We start from the raw sequence: 15,737 nt of genomic DNA, 5'->3' as shown, positions 1-15,737 counted from the left end.
CTCCAATCAGCCCTCCAGGCTGCGCGTGACTTGCTCGAACGTGTCGCGCGAAAGCTCAGCCTGGGCGATACGCTGAAGCTCGGCTTTCATCGCTGCGCTGCGACCTTCTTCGATCCGCTTCCATTTGCCCAAAGGCGTCACGAACCGAGCCGCCGTCTGCGGATTGATAGGGTCCAAGGCGAGGATGAAGTCGGCGATAATCTTGTAGCCTTGACCATCGGGTGAATGGAACGCCGACGGGTTGCCCGCAAACGCCATGTAAAGCGAGCGAGCCCTGTTCGGATTCTTTAAGGTAAAGTCCGGATGCTGTGCCAGCGCTTTGACGTGCTCTGTCACGTGTGGATGAAGCGAAAGCGCTTGAATGCTGAACCACTTGTCGATCACCAGAGCATTGTCTTTGAACCGGTTGTAGAAATCGAGCAGCGCATGCGTGCGCTCCGGCGTCTCAAGGCCAGCAAGAACACTGAGTGCGCCCTGCCGGTCCGTCATACTGCCGGCCGATTTGTATTGTTGTGCTGCCAGTTCTGCTGCCTTGGCCGGATCGCCAGCGGCCAGCAGCGTCAAACAGATCGTCTTCATCTTGCGAGCGCCGCGCCCGCCCTCCGCTTCATAAGGGACATTCGCACAACGCCGGTAATGCACGAGCAATTGGTCTGCGAGGCTTCTCGCCAGCAACGCCTTAAGCCCTTCGCGCTCTGCATGAATAGCGCCGGGATCTGCGCGGCCATGCGCATGGGCCATCTGCTCAAACAGATACGTGCTGGTTGGGAGCAGCAGCAGTTCACCGCGCATCGCATCATCGAGCGCGCCGTCATTCAGGATAGCTGTGAAAGCCTGAGTGATCCCGGCTTCACCGGCGGCGCGTTCTTCGTCGCCGAGCCTGCCAGAAGCTGCCGCCACCAGATGCGATACGCTAAGCTCTTGCATGGCTTCATAGCGCGCGAAAGGATCATCGTCATGCCGGGCGAGCAGCATGAGATCGTCGCGGCTCGCATCGCGCTCAATCACAACAGGAGCGGTGAAGCCGCGATTGATGGAAAGCACAGGTTTCGCAGCGAAACCATCAAAGGAGAAACTCTGCTCCGTCTCGCTCAAAATGATGAACGTCTCGCCTGAATGCTGCCCCGTCTCCGGATTTAACAGCGCCATTTTGAGCGGTATCGGCATCGGCTTTTTGTCGGTCTGGCCGGGTGTAGCTGGCACTTGCTGCGACAGTTTTAGGGTCGCGGTGTCGCCATTATGCGAGAGCGATGCCGTGACTTTGGGAGTGCCTGCCTGACGGTACCACAGGCGGAATTGCGTCAGATCAAGCCCTGCCCCGTCTTCGATGGATTTGATGAAATCCTCGCACGTCGCGGCTTCGCCATCATGGCGTTCGAAATAGAGATCCGTGCCTCTGCGGAAAGCCTCTGCACCACACATTGTGCGCATCATGCGGATGACTTCAGCGCCTTTATTGTAGACAGTCGCAGTATAGAAGTTGCTGATTTCTCGATAGGAATCGGGCCGGATCGGGTGCGCCAAGGGACCTGCGTCTTCGGGGAATTGTGCCAGCCGGAGGATGCGCACATCTTCGATGCGTTTGACCGCTTCACCGCGCATATCCTGACTGAACAGCTGGTCGCGCAGCACTGTAAAGCCCTCTTTCAATGAAAGCTGGAACCAGTCACGACAGGTGATCCGGTTGCCCGACCAATTGTGAAAATACTCATGCGCGATCACGCCTTCGATCGCATCAAAATCATCGTCTGTTGCGGTCTCCGGATCGGCCAGAACATATTTCGTGTTGAAGATATTGAGGCCCTTGTTCTCCATCGCTCCCATGTTGAAATCGCTGACGGCAACAATGTTGTAGAGGTCAAGATCGTATTCGCGGCCGAACACTTCCTCGTCCCATTTCATGGAGAGCTCGAGTGATTTGAGCGCATGGTCGGTGCGCGACAGATCTTCCTTGCGCACCCAGACATTGAGCGTGACATCTCGTCCGTTCATCGTCGTGAAGGTCGAGCTGTTAGCAACAAGATCACCTGCAACCAGAGCGAAGAGGTAAGACGGCTTTGGCCATGGATCATGCCACTCTGCCCAATGCGTGCCGTTTTCGCCTTCGCCCTTCGCGACTTCATTTCCGTTGCACAACAAGATGGGGAATTGGTCCTTGGAACCGCTCATCCGAACCGAATAGATGGAGAGCACATCAGGACGATCCGGGAAGAAAGTGATCCGGCGAAAGCCTTCGGCTTCGCATTGCGTGCAAAGCATCCCGCTCGACGCGTACAGCCCTTCGAGCTTGGTATTGGCCGAGGGATCGATCTGCGTTGCAATCTCGATTTCATGCGCGTCTGCGGACAAAGGCAGGATCAAGTCATCGCCGTCCATCGACCAATTGTTGATCGGCTGGCCATCGAGCTTGATCGATACAAGCTCCAATCCATCTCCGTTCAAACGGATCGTCTCTGCAGGATCGGCACGCGAATTGCGCATTACTGTGAGTTTCGAAACGACCCGGGTCGAGTCGGTTGCAAGATCAAAGTCGAGTTGGATTTCCGGTATCAGCCACGGGAACGGCTTGTAATCCTCGCGCTGGATCACAGGAGGCTCTGCGGGTGAGCGAGCGGCATCAGCGAGTTCAGGGTTGCCTTCAGGCGTGGCGGGCGTTGTTGCGATATCCATACGCGCTGATTTAGGTTGATTTGCGCCGCAGTCCAACCGCATGAGAAGAACAATGTCGCATTTATTGATCTTCGGGCTTGGATATACGGCGGGTCGCATCGCTACGGCTATGAAAAAGCGTGGTTGGGACGTGACAGCAACTGGGAGCGCTGGCGATCTCGATTTTGCTGATGCTGAAGCAGTTCGCGGGGCCCTGCATACTGCGAGCCATGTGCTTTCAAGCGTACCGCCTGACCGCAAAAGCGGGCTTGACCCAGTGCTCGATACCTATGGGCGCGATTTCGGAGCCGCATGGTACGGCTATCTGTCTTCAACCGGTGTTTATGGCGACCAGCAAGGGGCCTGGGTCGATGAGGCGACACCGACAGTTGCCGAGACCGGAGCGGGCCGTCGCAATGCGCGTGCTGAAGCAGACGCGCTTTGGATAAAGCTCGGAGCACGTGTGTTTCGCTTGCCGGGCATTTACGGTCCGGGCCGCAGCGCTCTTGACCGAGTGCGCGAAGGCAAAGCGCGACGGATCGATCTGCCCGGCCAGGTCTTCAGCCGGGTGCATGTCGATGACATAGTTTCGGGCGTTATTGCCGCGATTGAAAGCGATGCGCCACCGGGCGCTTACAATCTTGGCGATGATTTGCCGGCGAGCGGAAATGCTTTGACCGAGGAAGCTTGCCGATTGCTTGGGTTTGAGCCGCCGCCCTTAGAGACTTTAGAGGAGGCCAATCTGTCGGAGATGGCGCGCGGTTTCTATGCCGAGAACCGCCGCGTTGCGAACAGTAAGGCGAAGCGCGTACTCGGCTGGGAGCCAGCCTTCCCCACTTACAAAGAGGGGCTGCAGTCCTTGTTTGAGGGCCACTAGCGGGTGGTGAAGCTGCAGATTTTACCGCTGCTTGGCGCGGAGAGCGAGTAGCATGCCCACCACCGCCAGCCCCATCCCGCTCGCGGTTAGCCACGTCCAGCGATAGTCTTCAAACAGCGTCGAAATCGCCATAGCGACCGAAATCGTCAGGATGGAATTGTACGCCGTCCGCCCAGCTCCGATCTCGCGAATGAGATTGTAATGCAGAGGGAAGGTTACAACCGATCCGATCACAGCGAGATAGATGATACCCAGCCAATAGCTGGTGCTTGTCGGAAGCGGCGGAGGGCCCGCTGTCAGAATTGCAAACCCCAGATCGAAGATCGTCCCGTAAAGCATCGCCCAAGCAAGCAGGCTGACCATCGGCACAGCGCGCCCGGTCGGATTGGCTTGTATGACATTGGCAATAGAAGCAGCGAGAATGCCGAGCATGGCTAGCACAATGCCAAGCCCGACATTGCCTCCAATGACGCCTGCATCAGGATTGGCGCGCCACTCATGCAGCAGGAGGAACGACACCCCAACAATCGCGATTGTGCTGCCGATCAGGAACTGAGGTGTAACCCGTTCGCGTAAAAACAGTCGGGCGAGCGCTGCGTTCGGGACCATGAGCAGGCCGAACATCATCGCTACGATTCCCGATGTGACATAAAGCTCTGCCGTATAGACGAACAGGAAGTTGCCGCTGAACTGGAAAAGGCCAACCAGCATTGCAAGAGTGTGCTCAGGGCGCGTCAGCTGCAGTCGCCGCTTCATCAAGAAGGCCACAAGAAACAATGCAGGTGTTGCGAGCGCGAAGCGATAAAAGACCGACCATGCAGGCGGTACGCCATCAATCTGGCCTGTAATGACGAACCAGGTCGATCCCCAGATCGTGCCGGCGAGCACGAAGGGGATGATCACCCGCCAACTCAACATATTGGGGCTATCGCCGCCTGCGCTCACGCTCATAGGCCCGCAATGGCCTTGGCAAGGTTCGAAGCGTCTTCTTGTTTAGTGTCCCATGCGGTCACAAACCGTGCCGCCTCATCGCCCCAATCATAGAACTCGAAGCCTTGGGCCCGCAGGGCCTCGCGCTCGGCTGCGTTGAGCCGGACGAACAGCTCGTTTGCTTCAACAGCGTGCATTAGACGCTCTCCACAAGCCGCAGCGATTTCGGCCGCTGCGGCATTGGACTGGCGCGCGTTGGTAAGCCACAGGTCACCTTCCAGCATCGCAAGGATTTGAGCTGCCTGATAGCGGCCTTTACACTGCAAATGCCCCGCACGCTTGCGGCGGTATTTGACCTCGGCCGCACGCTTCGGATCGAACAGGATCACCGCTTCCGCGCTCATCCCGCCATTCTTGATGAATCCGAAAGCGAGCGTGTCGCAGGGTCCCACTGCATCAGCTGGCGAGCAAGCGAGATACGCGACCGCATTGGCAAAACGTGCGCCATCCATGTGCAGACTCAATCCACGCGCATTTGCATAGTCGCCCAATTCCGCGAGCATCGCTGGCGTATATACGCGGCCATATTCACTCGCTTGCGTTATCGATATCGCATGCGGCTGAACCTGATGGACATCGTCGCGAATGCGTTGGGTCACAGCATCCAGATCAGCAGGCGTCAGGAGAGCGCCCTCACCCTGCGCCAGAATCAGCTTGGCACCGTGGAGAAAAAACCCCGGCGCACCGCCCTCATCCATCTCGATATGCGCTTCCTCATGACAAACCACCGCGCCATGCGGTTGCACCATGGTACCAAGCGCGAGGCAATTGGCCGCAGTACCTGTCGCTATCCAAAGCGCCGCGCAATCGCGCTCAAACAGGTCGGAAAAGCGCTCGTCCAGCGCCGCGCTCCAGCGGTCGCCGTCATAAGGCAAATCATGCTCGTCCGCTTTCGCCAAAGCAGCAAGAACATCCGGATGCACGGGAGCGGCATTGTCAGAGAGGAAGCGCATGATGGCGATGCGCTTAGCGCGACTTTCTCACGCCGCCAAGCGAGGTTCTGGTGCGCGGTAGATTTCCGAGAAATCCTTCTCAGCAATGCTTTTCAGAATTGCAGAACGTAATTCGCGAGCACGCTCGATCGGAAGGCCAGCGAGTGACAGCGTTCCGCCAGCAAGACCGCAATGCAGCGTCGCATAGCCGCGTCGTTGCGCAATCGGACCTTGCACGATCTGAACCGAGTGGAGCTTCACACGGTTGGCAATCTGCAAGTCAGGCGAGAAATAGCCGGTGCGCACGATGATTTGCTCAGGATCGAGCGCGTGCGCGTGGACTTTGTACCCATACCAGTTCGCGGCAGCGATAAGTGTCGCAATAGCAAGTGGGATAGCCGCGATCCAAAGCGATCCCCACACGATGTTGCCGAGGCCCACAAGCAAGAAGAAACCGCCTGCAATAAGAGTCTCGTCAATCCAATGGCGCGGATCAGTCTTGCGCCAATCGAGAGCGTCTGCCGGAGCTTCGAAACCGGCGGCCCTGATGATGGGGGATATCTCATCCATCTTGGCAAAGGGCGCGACGTCGTGATTGGCGGAACCCAGATCCTGAGCGAGACTCACGAATTTAAGCGCGCGCCAGCCGAACCGATAACGCACCCAGCCAGTCTTCACGCGAATTGCTTGAACGCGGTGTACGGGCATCACGACATCGGTCTTCGTGAACATCCCGCGCCGCCTACGAAAGCCTCGCAGGGTTTCTTCCAACCGGAAATTCCAATCACGCAGAAAAACGCGGATCATGCCGGTTGCGGAACCAACAACGATTAGCGCGAGGATGCTGGCAATCGCACCGACGATCTGTCCGATCTGGCCGAGGCTTGCAATCCAGCCAGTCTGCTCGCTGGCGACATTGCGCCACAGATCCGGATCCCAGATCTCGAAGTCAACGAACCAGTCTGCATATTGCGCTAGACCAGCCAGAACAGCGAAAATGGCGAGAGAGAACTCGAATATACCGAATGTGAACAACCGGCGCGGGTCCATTGCAAACAAGAGCTTGCTTGGCTCCTCGCTAGTGGTTGCCGGCGCAGGACCAGCATCCTCGCCATCTGCAACAGTTGTAGAAGCGGTGCCATCAAGCCTCGACCGCACCAGTTCGCGTAGCCGCTCGCCCTCGGCCTCCTTCAAATAAGCGAGCGTGATATCTTCTCCGCCGCCTGAACCCGTTTCGAATTTGACGGACACGAGCCCAAACAGGCGCGGAATAAGTGTCTGCTCAAGGCTTACGTCCTGGATGCGCTCGAATGGAACTGAACGGGCAGCACGCGAGATAATGCCAGACTCCACGCGGATATCCTCGGCATTGATCTGATAGGTGAACTTACGCCAACGCAGATAAGCGCCGCCTGCAGCGATTGCGACAATCGCAAAGCCGGCGACAAATGCGGCGAGGAACGCGAACGACCCCTGGCTACGCAGCGCAAAGAAAGCCGCGACTGCGGGAAAGATCGCGTTGCGAAATCCCGCCAAGCCCTGAATGATGAAGCTCTTGGAGTCGGTGCGCAGCGACTCTGCTACGCCTCCCCCGCTAGTAGTAACCGCTTCGCTCATATCGTCTCGCGCTTGATATGACTGCGGATTTCCTCACGCATCTCCATGGCGAGTTGGTGCTTGAGGCCCGGTAGCGTCACATGCGCGCCATGCGAGCCCGCAGTGTGGAGCGTCAGCGTCGCGAGATCGAAGAACCGCTCCAGCGGACCCTGATTGACGTCAATATGCTGCACGCGCCCGAAGGGTACAACGGTATCGGCACGAAACAGAATACCGCGCGCGATCCGCAATCGGTCCGCGCTTATCGCATAGCCGCGCGCCATATAGCGGCGTGTCGGAATACGAAATATCAATAGCAGTGCAATCAGCGTAAGCGGCACAATCACGACCGCCGGTGGCAGTGAGCCAGTGCCTTCAATCACGAGCCCTGCAATAAGAAACGGAACACAGAAAATCGTCGCGCCAATCCGCAGCACCGTCTTGTACGCCGGGTCGACCTGCGTGAGTGCATTGTCGTCAATGTCTTCGACGTTTTGCGGCGAAGATGCGTCGGTCTGAGCTTCGCCATGACTATCGCGCAGAGGCGAATACTCTTCGTTCTTCTCGTCCATAGTGTCTTAGATGGCTAGTACGGCGGGGTCCGTCAATGTATTGTAGTTCATCAGCGAGCTTGAGACGCGAGCGAATACGGCGAACGAGAGGTGCACGCATGCTGGAAAATATCGATTGGTGGATGATCATGTGGACCGCTGCAGTCTTTATGTCCGGCTATCTGATCGGCTCTCGAAAGCGCGCTGAACTGCAGGAGCCGCTCGATTTCGATCTGGCGAGTATCTCGCCGACTGCACGCGCTCAGATTGAGCAATCCTTGCAGAATGGCCATACGATCGAAGCGATCCGCACGCTCCGACAAGACACCGGGCTAGGCCTCAAAGACGCCAAAACGGTTATCGATGGCATGCGATGACAGGAGTGGTGCTGCTGGAGAGAATTGAACTCTCGACCTCACCCTTACCAAGGGTGCGCTCTACCACTGAGCTACAGCAGCGTCTCGTCAGAGTGGCGCGCCTATCTGCGCGCACGGCGACAATGTCAAGCCAAGCTTGCGCCGCAAGCGCGATAACGCCAATGCGTTTCGCATGAGTGAAGATGCAGACAACAAAATGTCGCGCGAAGAGCGCATGGCAGCCAAATTGCGCGAGAATTTGAAGCGCCGCAAAGCACAAGCGCGCCAGATGACCGAATCAAGCGGCGAATCCGGGGTTCCCAAAGACGGTGAGCGCGGCTAACGCGTGATGCTTCTATTTGCAGGGTGCCTTGCCACCCACTCCCTCCACCCTTCCGCCCGGAGCATCCCGGGGCACTATCCGGGTGGAAGGGTGGAGGGAGTGGGTGGCCCCGACCGCCGGAGTACCAATGCCTAAACTGATCCTTGTTCGCCATGGCCAGAGCCAATGGAATCTTGAGAACCGTTTCACGGGTTGGTGGGATGTCGATCTCACGGAAAAGGGTGTCGAAGAAGCAAAAGCTGCCGGAAGGCTGATGAAGGACAAAGGTGTCTTGCCGACAGTGTGTTTCACGAGCTTTCAGACCCGCGCGATCAAGACACTCAATCTCGCCTTGGAAGAGGCGGGACGCTTGTGGCTGCCTGTGACGAAAGACTGGCGCTTGAACGAGCGGCACTATGGCGGCCTTACAGGGCTCAACAAGCAGGAAACGCGCGACAAGCACGGCGATGAGCAAGTGCATATCTGGCGTCGCAGCTTCGATACACCTCCGCCGCCGATGGAGCCGGGCAGCGAATATGATCCGGGTGCCGACCCGCGCTATGAAGGTATCGACGTTCCTCACACCGAAAGCCTGAAGCTCACGATCGAACGTGTTCTGCCCTATTGGGAAAGCGTTATTCTGCCGGTTCTAGCAAGCGGCGAAACCGTGATCATCTCCGCCCATGGCAATTCACTGCGGGCGCTCGTCAAACATCTATCGAACATTTCTGATGAAGACATCACCGGGCTGGAGATTCCAACCGGGCAACCGATCATCTATGATTTCGATGACGATATGGTGCCGGGTGAGCGCTATTACCTGAAAGACGCTTGAAGGCTCAGGAAAGGCTGAAAGGGGCACAAATGGGAGGCAAAGTTGCCATAGTCATGGGTAGCCAGTCGGACTGGCCCACCATGCGCCGCGCCACTGAAGTTTTGGCGGAGCTCGAGGTTGAGCATGAAGCGCGGATCGTTTCCGCGCATCGCACGCCGGACAGGATGACGGCCTTTGCGAAAGGGGCAGAGAGCGAAGGCTTCGACGTGATAATTGCAGGCGCTGGCGGCGCCGCGCACTTGCCTGGCATGATCGCCAGCATGACGCATCTGCCCGTGCTTGGCGTGCCGGTGCAATCCAAGGCGCTGTCGGGCCAGGACAGCTTGCTTTCGATCGTGCAGATGCCCGCGGGCGTTCCGGTCGGGACACTGGCCATCGGCGAAGCAGGCGCGACCAATGCGGGATTGATGGCAGCCGCTATCCTCGCGCTCAAGGATGAAGTACTGGCGGGGCGCCTCAAGGCATGGCGCCAAGCGCGCAGCGATGCAGTGGGTCAAGTGCCCGAATGAGCGACATTACGCCACTACCGCCTGGCTCGACAATTGGGGTTTTTGGCGGCGGCCAGCTCGGCCGAATGATGGCGGTTGCAGCGACTCAGCTCGGCTACCGCGTGATCGGCTATGCGCCCGAAGGTGACAATGTCGCAGCAGAGGTTTGCGCAGACTTCTTCCATAATGGCTGGGGTGACACGGCTGCCTTGGCCGCATTTGCGTCGCAGTGCGATGTGATCACCTGGGAGTTTGAAAATGTTCCGTTGAAATCGGTTGAAGCGATGCCCCGCGAACGGCTTTTGCCGGGCGCCAATGCGCTTGAAGTCGCGCAAGATCGTTTGAACGAAAAACGCTTTGCCCAAGAACACGGCGCCCGCCCCGCCCCGTTTGCCGCCGCCACAACCGAGGCCGATTTCAAGGAGGCGGTCGAACGGATTGGTGCGCCAGGCATCTTGAAAACCACCCGCGAAGGCTATGACGGCAAAGGCCAATGGCGGGTGCAGTCAGTGAAAGACGCAGACGCGATACGCTTTCCCGGCAAGCCTTGCGTCTATGAGGGATTTGTAGACTTCCTTGCGGAGTTCTCTGTGATCCTTGTGCGCTCGGCTGTCGGCGAAATCCATTTCTGGGATTCGCCTGCTAATGTCCACGCAGACGGCATGCTTGTCACGTCCACATTACCTGCTGGCGAACTGATTGCAGCTCAGGTCGAGCAAGCTCGCACCATTGCAGCTAAAGTGGCGGATGCGCTGGGATATGTCGGCGTTTTGACGCTTGAGTTCTTCGCCACAAAGGAAGGTCCTGTCTTCAACGAGATGGCGCCACGGGTGCACAATTCCGGCCATTGGACCATTGAAGGCGCGGCAACGAGCCAGTTTGAAAACCACATCCGCGCGATTTGCGGCCTGCCCTTGGGCAGCACAGAGACGCGTTTTGCGCATATCGAAATGCGCAACATTGTTGGCAAAGACGCGCTCACGGCGCACACCATGCTCAGCGAGGCAGGCGAGCCGCATTTGCACCTCTATGGCAAAGCGGAGGCCAAGGAAGGCCGCAAGATGGGCCATGTCACGCGTGTCTCAAATTCAGGTCCGATTGGCTGAAGGCGCTTCATGGCTGGCGACATCATCCTTATCTATGCACGTGCCGAAAACGGCGCGATTGGCAGTGAAAACAAGCTACCCTGGCATCTTCCGGCAGACCTAAAGCACTTCAAAGCGCTGACCATGGGCGCAGATGGCGAAGGCTTGCCAATGATCATGGGCCGCAAGACGTTCGAGAGCTTGCCCGGATTGCTTCCGGGTCGTCGCCATATTGTGCTGACCCGACGGGAAAGTTGGGACAATGAGGGTGTGGAACAAGCGCATAATGTGAAAGAAGCTCTCGCACTAGCGCGGCGCGACAATCCTGAAACGGATATCGCAATTGTCGGCGGAGCGGCGATCTATGACGTTTTTTGGAACCATGCCGATCGGATCGAGATGACGCAGGTGCACGCTGAATACAAAGGCGATACCTTTATGCGGGCGCCCAGTAGTGCTTGGCGTTTGGTCGCCCGCGAGGATCACGAGGCTGAAGGCGACAAACCCGCTTTCTCGTTTCTTTCTTATGTTCGCCCCGGTGGCGAGGATGAAGACTGATGCGCTGGCTCGATCATCGCGAAGCTGTGCCGGGTCCTTTGCGGGGAGCCATTGTAGCGCTCGGCAATTTTGACGGGTTTCACAAAGGGCACCAAGCTGTCGCAGGTGAAGCGATCCGCTGGGCGCAGGAAGAAGGTCGTCCTTCGATCATCGCGACGTTCGATCCGCATCCGGTGCGCTTCTTCAAGCCGGACGTACCACCTTTCCGGCTGACCACGCTCGAACAACGCCAGGAGCTTTATATCGCAGCGGGCGCGTCCGCTATGCTGGTGTTCCATTTCGACGGCGCGCTCGCGGGCACTCCGGCTGAGGACTTCATCCGCGATATCCTGATTGATCGGTTCGGCGCGCATGGCGTGGTAACGGGCGGCGACTTCACTTTCGGCAAAGGCGCGGCAGGCAATGTCGACATGCTGCGGACACTTGGCGGCGAGCTCGGTCTGCAATCGCGCGTCGTCACCGCGGTCGAAGATGGCAGCGAAGTCGTCTCCTCCAGCCGTATCCGGCAAGCCCTGAAGGATGGTGATCCGCAGCTCGCCGCGCAATTGCTCACTCGCCCCTTCGCGGTGCGCGGTATCGTCGAACATGGCGACAAGCGCGGGCGCACTATCGGCTATCCAACGGCGAACTTGAGCCTAGAAAACTACCAACGTCCAAAATACGGGATCTATGCGGTGACAGGTAAGATCCTGAGCACAGGCGAAGTGCTGAAAGGCGCGGCGAATGTCGGCATCAGGCCGCAATTCGAACCGCCCAAAGAGCTGCTCGAGCCGTACTTTTTTGACTTCTCCGGCGACCTTTACGGGCAGGAAGTGGAAGTCGCTTTCCATCATTTCCTGCGCGCTGAAGCGAAGTTCGATGGGCTGGACGAGCTCATCGCGCAGATGGATAAGGATTGCGCCGAAGCAAAGAGGCTGCTTGCCGCCCTTTGAGCTTTTCCCTAGACGCGCAGATCACCGTTAAAACGGTCCGTTCGCCCTGAGCCAAGTCGAAGGCTCTTATCGAACGGGCCGCTCATACTTCGACAGGCTCAGCACGAGCGGGTCTGTGAAATCAAACTGCGCGAGCCAATGTCAGAAAAGCCCGACTATAAAGACACCGTCTTCCTGCCGAAGACCGATTTTCCCATGAAGGCCGGCTTGCCGCAAAAGGAGCCGGGCATTCAGGCGCGCTGGGAATCCGAAGGGCTTTACAAGCAGCTGCGCGAGGCCCGCGAAGGCCGCGAGAAGTTCATCCTGCATGATGGCCCGCCTTATGCGAATGGCGACATGCATATCGGCCACGCGCTCAATCATATCCTCAAGGACATGGTGTGCCGCACGCAAAACCTTGTCGGCAAGGATGCGCCTTACGTGCCGGGCTGGGATTGCCACGGACTTCCGATCGAATGGAAGGTCGAGGAAAAGTATCGCAAGAAGAAGCTCAACAAGGACGAGGTTCCCGCAGCGGAATTTCGCGCCGAATGCCGCGCCTATGCACAGCATTGGGTCGATACGCAGCGTGAGCAGCTGAAGCGGCTGGGCATCATGGGCGATTGGGACAATCCCTATCTCACCATGGATTTTCAGGCTGAGGGCACGATTGTCGCCGAGCTGCTGAAATTTGCGGAAAGCGGCAATCTCTATCGCGGGTCCAAGCCTGTGATGTGGTCGCCGGTGGAGAAGACTGCGCTCGCCGAAGCCGAAGTCGAGTATGAGGACCTGACCGACAGCCCGCAGATCGACGTGGCGTTCGAGATCACCGAAAGCCCGATTCCAGATTTGCTGCACGAGCAGGCTGTAATTTGGACAACCACGCCATGGACCATTCCGGTTAATCAGGCCTTAGCCTACGGAGAGGACATCCAATATGCCTTGGTCGCGCTGATCGAAGCCAATGGCGAGCCTCACTATGAGCGCTACCTCTTAGCTGAAGATCTTATAGATGAGTTTGGCAAACGTATCGGTGTCAAGACCGAAGAAGGCGAGCGCCTAAGCATTGTATGGCGGGGTAAGGGCAAGCAGTTAGCCGGAACAGTCGCCCGTCACCCGATGCACCATCTGGGCGGCTTCTATGCGACGCCGCGTCCGTTCCTCGCCGGCGATTTCGTCACCACGGAAAGCGGCACTGGCCTCGTCCATATGGCGCCTGACCATGGCGAGGACGATTTCTGGCTGTGCAAGGAACACGGCATCGATCCCGTCTTCGCGGTGATGGATGATGGCCGATATCGCGATGACTGGCTGTGGCTGGGCGCGAACGATCTGGACGAGGACGGCAAGGAACGCCGCCGTTCGGTCATCAACAAACCCTTCAACGCGCCCGACGGACCGATCTGCTCCGACCTGCGCGAAGCAGGCGCGCTCCTGTCAGCGAGCGCCGACTACGCGCACTCTTACCCGCATTCATGGCGCTCCAAAGCCAAGGTCATCTTCCGCTGCACACCGCAATGGTTCGTGCCGATGGACAAGGAACTGCCCTGGCTGAGCCCCAAAACGCCGGAAGAAAAGGGCTGGGAAGGCGAAGGCGGCGCGATTGATCCAGCAGATGAAAAACCCTGCGCCGCGCCAACCCTGCGCGAACGCGCGATGGAAGAAATCGCCCGTGTCCGCTTCGTGCCGGAAAAAGGCCGCAACCGCATCGGAAGCATGGTCGAAGGACGGCCCGACTGGGTGCTCTCTCGCCAGCGCGCATGGGGCGTGCCGATCACGCTGTTCGTTGACCGCAAGAGCGGCGAATATCTCGTCGATGAAGCCGTGAACGCGCGGATCGTCGCGGCGGTCCACAAGGACGGGGTCGATGCATGGGATGAAGCCCGCGCGCAGGAATTCCTCGGCAATGAATATCAGGCCGAAGATTACGAGATGGTCAAAGACATCTTGGACGTCTGGTTCGATTCGGGTTGCACGCATGCTTTCGTGCTTGAAAGCGGGCGTTGGCCAGATCTGCGCGCGCCTGCCGATCTCTATCTCGAAGGATCAGACCAGCATCGCGGCTGGTTCCAGTCGAGCTTGCTGCAGAGCTGCGCCACACGCGGCCGCGCGCCTTACGATCAAGTGCTGACCCATGGCTTCACCATGGACGCCAAGGGCTTCAAGCAGTCGAAGTCGCTCGGCAATACGACCGATCCCCTGAAAGTTATGGAGCAATACGGCGCGGATATCATCCGGCTGTGGGCGCTTTCGGTCGACTTTACCGAAGACCACCGCATCGGCGATGAAATCCTCAAAGGTGTCGGCGACCAATATCGCCGCCTGCGCAACACGTTCCGCTATCTGCTCGGCGCGCTCGACGGATTCGTCGGCGATATGGGCGATACTGGCGAGATTCCGGAGCTGGAAGTCTATGTGCTAGCCATGCTGGCGGAGCTTGACGGCAGGCTGCGCAAGGCAGTCGATGATTACGACTTCAACACTTACACGCGCTTGCTGGTCGATTTCTGCAACGAAGATTTGAGCGCGTTCTTCTTCGATATCCGCAAGGATTCGCTTTATTGCGACGGCGAGAATTCGGACAAGCGTAACGCCTATCGCACCGTGCTCGACATCCTGTTCCACGCGCTGGTGCGCTATGCCGCGCCGGTGCTGGTCTATACGGCTGAAGAAGTGTGGAGCACGCGCTATCCCGATGGCGGCAGCGTCCACCTGCTCGAATGGCCGCCTGTTCCGGGCGTGACCGCCGATGGCGCGCGTTGGGAAAAGCTCCGCAATCTTCGCGAACAGGTCAATGAAGCGATCGAGCCGCTGCGGCGCGAGAAGATCATCCGCTCATCCAACGAAGCCGATGTGGTCGTGCCGGAAAGCGCGGTGCCAGAAGGCTTCACTGACGAACAGCTCGCCGAATTGTTCATCACCGCGTCAGTCACGCGCGGCCAAGGGGACGATGTGACCGTCACGAAGAGCACCAACCACAAATGCGGCCGCTGCTGGCGCTTGCTTCCGGAAGTTTCGGAAGACGGCGACCTGTGCGATCGGTGTGAGGATGTAGTCGGCTGATGTTTACTCGCAACCGAAAGATTGGCTTGGCGCTCGCGGCAGTGATCTTTGTCGTCGATCAGGTCGTGAAGTGGCTTGTCGATGGCCCGCTCGGCCTCGAGTATCAAGGCGACAAGCTTGAGCTGCTGCCATTTTTCGACCTAACTCGTGTGCACAATTTTGGCGTGTCACTCGGCATGCTGGAAGCGACCAGCATCGAAATGCGCTATGCTCTCGTGGCGCTTACCGCGTTTATCGCGCTGATCGTCGCCATCTGGATGATGCGCGAGCGGGTTCTGGGTGATATTCTGGGGCTCGGCATGATCCTTGGCGGAGCGCTGGGCAATATCGTTGACCGCTACCGGCTCGGCTATGTGCTGGACTATGCTGACCTTCACATTGGGGATTTCCGTCCCTTCCTTGTTTTCAACGTCGCAGATGCCGCTATCACCATCGGCGTCGTGATAATCCTTGTGCGCAGCCTGTTCGTGCGCGAAAAGGACACTGATGAAATGGACGCAGAGAGCGTCCCTTCGGAGAATTAG

Annotated in this window: 15 protein-coding genes and 1 tRNA gene; 10 read left to right on the top strand and 6 right to left on the bottom strand. The window is 58.2% G+C overall.

Going from position 1 to position 15,737, the window contains the following annotated elements; all coding sequences use genetic code 11:
- Positions 1 to 6: 6 nt before the first annotated feature.
- Positions 7 to 2,670: an aminopeptidase N gene (pepN, locus tag HUO12_RS11335; protein ID WP_176273701.1), complete on the bottom strand. Its 2,664-nt coding sequence runs from the start codon at positions 2,668 to 2,670 to the stop codon at positions 7 to 9.
- Positions 2,671 to 2,722: 52 nt separating this feature from the next.
- Here pepN and HUO12_RS11330 point away from each other — a divergent pair, with 52 nt between their 5' ends.
- The gene (locus HUO12_RS11330; protein ID WP_176273700.1) at positions 2,723 to 3,526 is read left to right on the top strand and encodes a Rossmann-fold NAD(P)-binding domain-containing protein; all 804 of its coding nucleotides are present in this window, start codon (positions 2,723 to 2,725) and stop codon (positions 3,524 to 3,526) included.
- 21 nt (positions 3,527 to 3,547) lie between these two features.
- Here HUO12_RS11330 and HUO12_RS11325 read toward each other — a convergent pair whose 3' ends face one another.
- Genes HUO12_RS11325 through HUO12_RS11310 form a run of 4 tightly spaced genes read right to left on the bottom strand, consistent with a single transcriptional unit; the run spans position 3,548 to position 7,616 of the window.
- Positions 3,548 to 4,477 carry a DMT family transporter gene (locus HUO12_RS11325; RefSeq protein WP_176273699.1) on the bottom strand — a complete coding sequence of 310 codons (930 nt, stop codon included), beginning with the start codon at positions 4,475 to 4,477 and terminating at the stop codon, positions 3,548 to 3,550.
- Complete coding sequence (locus HUO12_RS11320) at positions 4,474 to 5,469, bottom strand: threonine aldolase family protein (protein WP_176273698.1); 996 nt, start codon at positions 5,467 to 5,469, stop codon at positions 4,474 to 4,476. Before HUO12_RS11320 ends, HUO12_RS11325 begins: the two co-directional genes overlap by 4 nt.
- Positions 5,470 to 5,496: 27 nt before the next feature.
- A complete protein-coding gene (locus HUO12_RS11315) occupies positions 5,497 to 7,065 on the bottom strand; it encodes a PH domain-containing protein (protein ID WP_176273697.1) in 1,569 nt (522 codons plus the stop codon).
- The gene (locus tag HUO12_RS11310; protein ID WP_176273696.1) at positions 7,062 to 7,616 is read right to left on the bottom strand and encodes a PH domain-containing protein; all 555 of its coding nucleotides are present in this window, start codon (positions 7,614 to 7,616) and stop codon (positions 7,062 to 7,064) included. The genes HUO12_RS11315 and HUO12_RS11310 overlap by 4 nt, the downstream gene beginning before the upstream one ends.
- Before the next feature lie 98 nt (positions 7,617 to 7,714).
- Here HUO12_RS11310 and HUO12_RS11305 point away from each other — a divergent pair, with 98 nt between their 5' ends.
- Positions 7,715 to 7,972: a hypothetical protein gene (locus tag HUO12_RS11305; RefSeq protein WP_176273695.1), complete on the top strand. Its 258-nt coding sequence runs from the start codon at positions 7,715 to 7,717 to the stop codon at positions 7,970 to 7,972.
- 6 nt (positions 7,973 to 7,978) lie between these two features.
- Here the strand turns inward: HUO12_RS11305 and HUO12_RS11300 are convergent.
- A tRNA-Thr gene (locus tag HUO12_RS11300) sits at positions 7,979 to 8,053 on the bottom strand.
- 91 nt (positions 8,054 to 8,144) lie between these two features.
- Between HUO12_RS11300 and HUO12_RS11295 the strand changes: the two genes are divergently transcribed.
- From HUO12_RS11295 to lspA, 8 genes are all read left to right on the top strand, one after another.
- Entirely contained in the window at positions 8,145 to 8,294 is a 150-nt protein-coding gene (locus HUO12_RS11295) for a hypothetical protein (RefSeq protein WP_176273694.1), read from the top strand.
- 127 nt (positions 8,295 to 8,421) lie between these two features.
- Positions 8,422 to 9,108, top strand: a complete 687-nt coding sequence (gene gpmA, locus HUO12_RS11290) for a 2,3-diphosphoglycerate-dependent phosphoglycerate mutase (protein WP_176273693.1) — start codon at positions 8,422 to 8,424, stop codon at positions 9,106 to 9,108.
- A gap of 29 nt (positions 9,109 to 9,137) precedes the next feature.
- Positions 9,138 to 9,617 carry a 5-(carboxyamino)imidazole ribonucleotide mutase gene (gene purE / locus HUO12_RS11285; protein WP_176273692.1) on the top strand — a complete coding sequence of 160 codons (480 nt, stop codon included), beginning with the start codon at positions 9,138 to 9,140 and terminating at the stop codon, positions 9,615 to 9,617.
- On the top strand, positions 9,614 to 10,702 hold the full coding sequence (locus tag HUO12_RS11280; RefSeq protein WP_176273691.1) for a 5-(carboxyamino)imidazole ribonucleotide synthase: 1,089 nt from the start codon (positions 9,614 to 9,616) through the stop codon (positions 10,700 to 10,702). The genes purE and HUO12_RS11280 overlap by 4 nt, the downstream gene beginning before the upstream one ends.
- 9 nt (positions 10,703 to 10,711) lie before the next feature.
- Positions 10,712 to 11,239: a dihydrofolate reductase gene (locus HUO12_RS11275; protein ID WP_176273690.1), complete on the top strand. Its 528-nt coding sequence runs from the start codon at positions 10,712 to 10,714 to the stop codon at positions 11,237 to 11,239.
- A complete protein-coding gene (locus tag HUO12_RS11270) occupies positions 11,239 to 12,171 on the top strand; it encodes a bifunctional riboflavin kinase/FAD synthetase (RefSeq protein WP_176273689.1) in 933 nt (310 codons plus the stop codon). The genes HUO12_RS11275 and HUO12_RS11270 overlap by 1 nt, the downstream gene beginning before the upstream one ends.
- Positions 12,172 to 12,309: 138 nt before the next feature.
- Positions 12,310 to 15,213, top strand: coding sequence for an isoleucine--tRNA ligase (ileS, locus tag HUO12_RS11265; protein ID WP_176273688.1), 2,904 nt, complete (start codon positions 12,310 to 12,312; stop codon positions 15,211 to 15,213).
- Complete coding sequence (lspA, locus tag HUO12_RS11260) at positions 15,213 to 15,737, top strand: signal peptidase II (RefSeq protein WP_176273687.1); 525 nt, start codon at positions 15,213 to 15,215, stop codon at positions 15,735 to 15,737. Before ileS ends, lspA begins: the two co-directional genes overlap by 1 nt.

The sequence above is a fragment of the Altererythrobacter lutimaris genome, from assembly GCF_013371495.1.
Lineage (GTDB): Bacteria > Pseudomonadota > Alphaproteobacteria > Sphingomonadales > Sphingomonadaceae > Erythrobacter > Erythrobacter lutimaris_A.
The sequence above is the reverse complement of the archived record's forward strand: the minus strand, read 5'-3'. Positions and strand labels throughout refer to the sequence as shown.